The organism is Streptomyces palmae (assembly GCF_004684805.1).
In the GTDB taxonomy this organism is placed as follows: Bacteria; Actinomycetota; Actinomycetes; order Streptomycetales; family Streptomycetaceae; genus Streptomyces; species Streptomyces palmae.
The window spans coordinates 1-7,431 of sequence record NZ_SRID01000340.1 but is presented as its reverse complement, the minus strand read 5'-3'; the positions used below and the strand labels follow the sequence as shown (position 1 = coordinate 7,431).

General features: G+C 75.9%; 4 protein-coding genes. 2 read left to right on the top strand and 2 right to left on the bottom strand.

Annotated features, from left to right (window positions below; all coding sequences use genetic code 11):
• Positions 1–295: 295 nt before the first annotated feature.
• The gene (locus tag E4099_RS26000) at positions 296–1,246 is read right to left on the bottom strand and encodes an alpha/beta fold hydrolase (protein WP_135341551.1); all 951 of its coding nucleotides are present in this window, start codon (positions 1,244–1,246) and stop codon (positions 296–298) included.
• Positions 1,247–1,525: 279 nt separating this feature from the next.
• Between E4099_RS26000 and E4099_RS25995 the strand changes: the two genes are divergently transcribed.
• Complete coding sequence (locus E4099_RS25995) at positions 1,526–4,669, top strand: amidohydrolase family protein (RefSeq protein ID WP_245245179.1); 3,144 nt, start codon at positions 1,526–1,528, stop codon at positions 4,667–4,669.
• A 133-nt stretch (positions 4,670–4,802) separates the two neighbouring features.
• Here E4099_RS25995 and E4099_RS25990 read toward each other — a convergent pair whose 3' ends face one another.
• Entirely contained in the window at positions 4,803–5,792 is a 990-nt protein-coding gene (locus tag E4099_RS25990) for a LysR family transcriptional regulator (RefSeq protein WP_135341549.1), read from the bottom strand.
• Between the two features lie 241 nt (positions 5,793–6,033).
• Between E4099_RS25990 and E4099_RS25985 the strand changes: the two genes are divergently transcribed.
• Positions 6,034–7,266, top strand: a complete 1,233-nt coding sequence (locus E4099_RS25985) for a TDT family transporter (RefSeq protein ID WP_135341548.1) — start codon at positions 6,034–6,036, stop codon at positions 7,264–7,266.
• Positions 7,267–7,431: the final 165 nt, after the last annotated feature.

Sequence of the window (7,431 nt, the reverse complement as noted above, 5' to 3'; positions counted from 1 at the left end):
TTCCTGAACGGGGGTTCCGGGGGTTCGGCGGGGGCAGCGGTGGAGGCGCGCTGAGCGGACGTTCACCGGTCGGCCGGCACCCCAGGCCGGCCGCGGGGGCCGCCGCGGCGGGCATCCGATCAGGCCCGGCTCGGAATGTGCTGGTCGGCGCTGAGAGGTCGGACGGCACTCCAGGCAGCCGCGGGTGCCGCCTCGGCCGGCGTCCGATCAGCCCCGGCCCCGTATGTGCTGGTCGGCACTGAGCCGTCAGCCGGCGCCCCCGGCAGGCGTGGGGGCCGCCTCGGCCGGCCTCCTCTCAGCCCCGGCCCGGTACGTGCTGGTCGAGCCAGGTCAGCAGGTCGGCGTGGACCTCCTCGCGGTTGGTCTCGTTGAGGATCTCGTGCCGGGCACCGGCGTAGCTCTTCCAGGTGAGGTCCTTGGTGCCGTGGTAGCGGAAGTCCTCCAGGAGTTCGTAGACCAGGGTCATCCGCTGGTTGCACGGGTCCTCGGTGCCGACCGCGATGTGCACCGGCAGCCGGTCGGGGACGCGGGCCTGGTGCCTCGGGTCGTTGATCTTGCGGACGGCGCGTACCCAGTCCAGGGAGAGTCCGGCGCTGAACGGGAAGCCGCAGCGCTCGTCGGCCGCGTAGGCGCCGACCTCGGCGGCGTCCCGGGAGAGCCATTCGAAACCGGTGTCGGACTCGTACGGGTCGTTGAAGGACGCGAAGAGGGTGGGGACGAAGTCGGACAGGGCGTCCCGGCCGCCTTCCGCGATCTCGCGCTCGAGGTCCACGATGACCTCGGCGGTCTCGGCGCCGGGCAGCGACCGGAAGGTGCCGGAGAGGATCAGCCCGTCGAGTTCGGCGCCGAACTCCTGGGCGTAGTCGCGGGCCAGCATCGAGCCCATGCTGTGGCCGAGCAGGACCAGCGGGGTGCCCGGGTGCTCGGTCCGCGCCCGGCCGCCTATGGTCCGCAGGTCGGCCACCATGGCGCGCCAGCTGTCGCCCTCGCCGACGACGCCCAGGCCACCGGTGCTCGGCGCGGTGGCTCCGTGGCCGCGGTGGTCCGAGGCGAGGACGAGATAGCCGGCTTCGGCGAGGTGGCGGGCGAAGCGGTCGTAGCGCAGGGCGTGTTCCGCCGCTCCGTGGGCGATCTGCACGATGGCCCGAGGCCGCCCGTCCGCCGGCAGCCAGGTGTACGTCGCGAGGCGCGCACCGTCCGAGGTGTCGAGGTGGCTGGTGCGGTGGGGTGTGCCGGTGCCGGACATGCCGTCTGTCTCCTGTTCCCCTGGGCGAGGTTCCGGAAGCACACACTCTCCCGGTGCCCGGCCGATAAGCCAAGGGCGCGGACGGACGGGCCAAGGGCGCGGACGGGCCGGTGTCGGAACGGAGTGCGCGTGGTAGGCAACGAGTGCAGCGATCTCGCACCTCGTCCGTCGCCGCACGACTCCCCCTGTCGAGGAGGACCGTTGGAGACGCCGCCAGACTCGGACGCGCCCGCCGCCGCGGACCGGCCCGGTCCGGACCTCACCCGTCCGGGCTCCGGGCTGAGCCGCCGAAGATTCCTCCAGGCGACCGCCGGCGGGGCCGCGGCGGCCTCGGCGGTCACCCTGCCGGGCACCGCGGCCGCCGCCGGGCCCGAGGCGGTCACGCTCTCCTTCACCGCCGCCACCAATGGCGCGGCCACCCTGGCTCCTTCGGGTGACCTGCTGGTCGCCGAGGTCCAGAACGTGCTGTGGTCGATTCCCCGGCACGGCGGGCGGGCCACCGCGCTCACCCCGGCCGATCTGGAACCCACCCGTCCGGTCTACGCGCCGGACGGTTCGCTGATCGCGGTCTGCGCGTACCGGGGCGGCGGATTCCACATCTGGACGATGCGCCCCGACGGTTCGGGGCTGCGGCAGCGCACCGAGGGGCCCTGGGACGACCGCGGTCCGGCCTGGTCCCCCGATGGTGCCCGGATCGCGTTCGCCTCGGAGCGCGGTGGCGACCCGGTGGCCGGGAGCCCGTACCGGATCTGGGTCCTGGAGCTGTCGACCGGCCGGCTCACCCGGGTCACCGGGGTGCCTGGCCAGCAGGGCCCGGTGCAGGACGGGGCCTGGGAGGACTTCGACCCGGTCTGGTCGCCCGACGGCGAGCGGCTGCTGTTCGTCCGCGCGCGGGCGACCGGAACGGCGCTGGAGGCCCGCACCGTGGCCTCGGTGGCGGCGGACGGCGGCGGCCCGGTGCGGGTGGAGCACGCCGAGACGGCCGCCGGCCAGGTGATGGTGCCCACGGTCTCGCCCGGCGGCCGACTGGCCTATCTGCGCACCACCCCGGCGCCCGCCGCCTCCTGCACGCTGGTGGTGGACGGCACGGCGGTCGCGGTGGCGGGCGATGTGTCGCCGGTGCCGCCGCGCTGGGTCTCGGAGCGGGAGCTGCTGCTGACGGTGGACGGGCAGTTCCGCATCGTCCGGCCCGGGGCGGCCGGGCTCGGGGAGCGGATCCCGTTCACGGCCGCGCTGCCGGTGGACCGGCCGCGTTTCACGGTCAAGCGGTACGACGCGCTCGATGTGACGGACGGGGTGCGCCCGGTGCGCTCCCTGCATCTGCCGCGGCTCTCCCCGGACGGCCGGCAGGTCGCCTTCGCCGCGCTCGACTCGCTGTGGACGGCGGATGTCTCCGGCGGACGCCCACCGCGCCGGGTGGTGCGTACCGATCCCACCCGCTATGCGACGGGCCCCACCTGGTCGCCGGACGGTCGGGCCCTGGTGTACGCCGACGACCGGGACGGTCTGCCGGCGGTGCGCCGCCGAGAGCTGGCCACCGGCGAGGAGACGGTACTGGCCGGGGGCGGACGGGTGTACCCGGTGCTCTCCCCCGACGGCGGCCGGCTGGCCTGCCTCGACCTCTCCGGGAACCTGGTGGTGCGGGAACTCGCCTCGGGTGCCGAGCGGGTGCTGGCCGCCCCGCTCGGCGGCGGTGGGCTGCCCGGTCGGTCCAGTTGGTCGCCGGACGGGCGCTGGCTCGCGCTGTGCGACCGCAACCGGCTCAACCAGCGGTTCCGCGAGGGCTACAACCTGATCCGGGTGGTAGACACCCGGGACGGGGCCGCCCGGCTGCACGCGCTCGCCCCGCACACCTCGCTCTCCGACCGCTATGACTCCGGCCCGGTCTGGTCCCCGGACGGCCGCTGGATGGCGGTCATCGCGGAGTCCGCGCTGTGGCTGCTGCCGGTGCGGCCGGACGGTACGCCGGACGGCGAGCCGCGCCGGCTCACCGAAGAGCCGGCCGACCATCCGTCCTGGTCCGGGGACTCGGGAAGCGTGCTGTACCTGTCCTCGGGCCGGTTGCGGCTGCTCGATGTGGCCGCCGGCACCGCCCGTACGGTCCGGATCCCACTGGACCACCGGCGCCCGACGCCACCGGACGCGGTGGTGCACGCCGGACGGTTCTGGGACGGCACCGGGGACCGGGTCCGGCAGGACGTGGACATCCTGGTGCGCCGGGGCCGGATCGCCGCGGTCGAGCCGCACCGCGCGGGCCGGGTGGGCGGCCGGCGGGTCGACGCCTCCGGGCACACCGTGCTGCCGGGGCTGTGGGATTCCCACACCCACCCCTGGCAGTACACCTACGGCGGCCGGCAGACCGCGCTCCAGTTGGCGTACGGCATCACCACCGCGGTCTCCTTCGGCGGCTCCTCCTACGAACAGGCCCGGATCCGGGAGGCGGTCGCCGCCGGGGCGCTGGCCGGGCCGCGGCTGCTGACCGCGGGGGAGCTGCTGGACGGGGCGCGGGTGGCGTACACCATGGGGCGGGCGCACCGCACCCGTGCCGGACTGCGCCGGTCCCTGGCCCGGGGCGCGGCGCTGGACTGGGACTTCGTCAAGACGTACGTACGCGCCCCGGGCTGGGTCATGGAGGAGGCGGCGCGCTTCGGGCACCGGCGGCTCGGCGTGCTCAGCGGCAGTCATCTGTGCTCTCCGGGAGTCCAGCTGGGCCAGGACCTGACCACCCATCTGCAGGCCACCCAGCGACTGGAGTACGGGCACGCCACCACCGCGACCGGCCACTCCTACCAGGACGTGGTCGAGGTCTACACGGCCGACGGGTTCCGGCTGATCGCCACCCCGTTCACCGCCTCCCCGCTGGTCGGGGCCGACCCCTCGCTCGCCGCGGACGAGCGGGTCACCCGGCTGATGCCGCCCTGGGACACCGCTCAGGTGCGCCGACTGGCCGCCACCCCGCCCAGCGAGGCGCAACTGGCCACCCTGCGCACCGAGATCGGCGTCTACCGGCGGGTCCTGGACGGCGGCGGGCTGCTGGCACTGGGCACCGACGCGCCGCTGGTGCCGGTCGGACTCCATCTGCACATGGCCCTGCGGGCCCTGCACCGGTACGGGCTGTCGCCGGCCGAGGCGCTGCGGACCGCGACCGTGCTCCCCGCGCGGATCTTCGGCGCGGACCGGGACCTGGGCACCCTGGAGGCGGGGAAGCTGGCCGACATGACCGTCGTGGACGGCGATCCGTTCACCGACTTCGACACTCTGGTGCGTACCGAGTCGGTGCTGCGCGGCGGTGTGCCGTTCCGGCGGCGCGATCTGGTGGAGGCCTTCCCCCCGGGTGCGGCGGTCCGGGGTGCGGTCCCCGAGCGGCAGTGGCTGGCGATCGGCCACGAGCTGCGGCGGGACAGCTGCTGCGATCCGGGGTGAGGAGCGGGCGGCCGCCCGGGCCGGCGGTCACGGTGCGGGAGCCATCGGGGCGCGGGAGGTGTGCGGGCGCGCCGCGGGCCTGGGCGCGGGTGGGCCCGGGCCCGTACGGGTGAGGGGCGGTCCCAGCCGCGGGTCAGCTTTCGGCGCGGGTCAGGCCGAGGAGGTCGCGGGCCGGGCCGGCGGGGCGTTGACCGGTGGGCCAGACCGCGCGCAGATCGCGGGTGAGTCGAATGCCGGACACCGGGACTTCCACCAGGCGGCGGGCGGCCAGTTCCTCGCGGACGGCCAGCCGGCTGAGCACCGCGGGGCCGGCACCGCTGATGGCGGCGGCCTTCACGGCGGTGGTGGAGGCGAGTTCGAGCAGCGGTTCGGCGAGGCCGCCGTGGGCCGCCAGGGCGGCGTCCAGCACCTGCCGGGTGCCGGAGCCGCGCTCGCGGAGCACCAGCGGCGCCACGGCGAGTTCCTCGGCGTCCACGGGGTGGCGGCGGCGCGCCCAGGGCCGGTCGGGGGCCACCACCAGCACCAGCCGGTCGTGGCCGATCACCGCGCCGTCCAGGCCCTGCGGGATGTCCAGGCCCTCGACGAAGCCCAGGTCCGCCTCGCCGGTCAGCAGCCGCTCGGCGACCCCGGCGGAGTTGCCGGCGAGCAGGGAGACGGCAGTGTCGGGGCGGAGTGCGCGGAGCGCGATCAGCCAGCCGGGCAGCAGATACTCGGCGATGGTCATGCTGGCGGCGACCCGCAGCCGCGAATCGCGCCGGGCGCGCAACGCGTGCACGCCCGCGTCGAACGCCTCGGCGGCCTCCACGATGCGCCGGGCCCAGTCCGTCACCAGCACCCCGGCCTCCGTGAGCCGTGAGCCGCGGGGGGAGCGCTCCACCAGGGCCACCCCGAGCTGGCGTTCCATGGAGCGGACGCGGCTGCTGGCGGCGGGTTGGGTGATGCCGAGTTCGCGGGCGGCGCGGCCCAGGCTGCCCAGGCGGGCGACGGCCAGCAGCAGTTCCAGCGCGCCGAGGTCGGGCACCCGGTGCGCGACCGGGGCGCCGGGAGTCGGGCGGGGGCCCGTACCGGCCGGGGTGCCTGTGCCCACTGGGGTGCCTGTGCTTGGCGGGGTGCCCGTGGCCATCGGGGTGCCTGTGATTGCCAGGGCCTCCATGCCCGCTGTGGCGTCTGTGGTGGCTGCCTGGGCCTCTGTGGTTGTCAGGGAGCCCGCGCCCGCTGGGGTGCCCGTGTCCGCCGGGGGTCCTGGGGTCGGCTGGGTGCCGGCGGGGTCCGCGGGGTGCCGCTGGTTACTCATAAATCCAGCTTATGCCCTCATAGGACACAGGTCTCTGGTGGCTCCGGCGGTTGCCCAGCAGGCTGCGGACATGACCGTTCTCTCCCCCGCCCGTCTCTCCCGTCCCAGCCTGGGCACTCGATGGCGGGCCGGGGTCCGCCAGCTCGGGCCCAACTGGTACGCGGCGGTGATGGGCACCGCCATCGTGGCCTCCGCCGGGGCCGCGCTCCCCCAGCTCGACTGGGCCCGCCCGGTGTTCCCCGCGGTCTGGGCGCTGTCCGCCGTCGCGCTGGGGGTGCTGCTGGTCGCCCGGGGCACCCACTGGGTGTGCCACCGCGACCGGGCCCGGGAGCAGTTGCTGGACCCGGCCGTCGCGCCGTTCTACGGCTGTATGGCGATGGCGCTGCTCGCGGTGGGCGGCGGGGCGCTGTCCGTGGGCACCGATGTGCTGGGGGTGCGGACCGCGGTGGCGTCGGCCGCGGTGCTCTGGGCGGCCGGGACACTGGCCGGGCTGGCGGTGGCGGTCGGGGTGCCCTACCTGATGATCACCCGGCATCGGATCGGCGACCGGGACGCCTCCGCGGTCTGGCTGCTCCCGGTGGTGGCCCCGATGGTCTCTGCGGCGGTCGGCCCGGCGCTGGCGCCCTGGCTGCCGGCCGGTCAGTGGCGGATGGCCCTGCTGCTGGGCTGCTACGCGCAGTTCGGCATGAGTCTGCTGGCGACGCTGCTCCTGCTGCCCCTGGTCCTCGCCCGGCTGGTGCGGTACGGGCCGCCCGCCATCGCCCTCACCCCCACGCTCTTCCTCGTGCTGGGGCCGCTGGGGCAGTCCGCCACGGTCGCCCACCATCTGGCCGAGGCGGCGCCGCGAGCGGTGCACGGCGCGTACTTCGCGGTGGCCTACGCGGTCCCGGTGATGGGCATCGCACTGCTGTGGCTGGTGCTCGCCGGCGCCCTGGTGGTGCGGGCGGCCCGCGCCGGGATGCCGTTCGCGATGACCTGGTGGGGGTTCACCTTCCCGGTGGGGACCTGCGTCACCGGGGCGGCCGGGCTGGCCGGACTCACCGGCGCGCGGCCCCCGGGGTGGCTGGCGCTGGGGCTGTACGCGCTGCTGGTGGGCGCCTGGGCGGTGGCGGCGGCCGGTACCGTACGCGGTCTGGTACGCGGCACCCTGCTCGCACCTCCGCCTTCGCCGACGACTCCGACGACGACTCCGCCGGCGCCGGCTTCGGCCGCACCCGCCCCGGCAGCGGCGCCGGAACCGCCCGCTTCCGCCGCGCCGGCCACACCCCCGCGCGTACCGCGGCCCGCGCACGCAGACCGGTAACCGGGAGCCGCGCCGGCAGCCCCACCCACCACCTCAGCGGGCGGCGGCCAAGGCACGGCACCCCGCTCACACCACCGCCACCGACTCCTCACCCGCCCCGCCCGACCGGATCGGCGCCGCAGCCACCCTCCACGTCGGCGGGCGGGGCGGGTGAGGAGTCGGTGG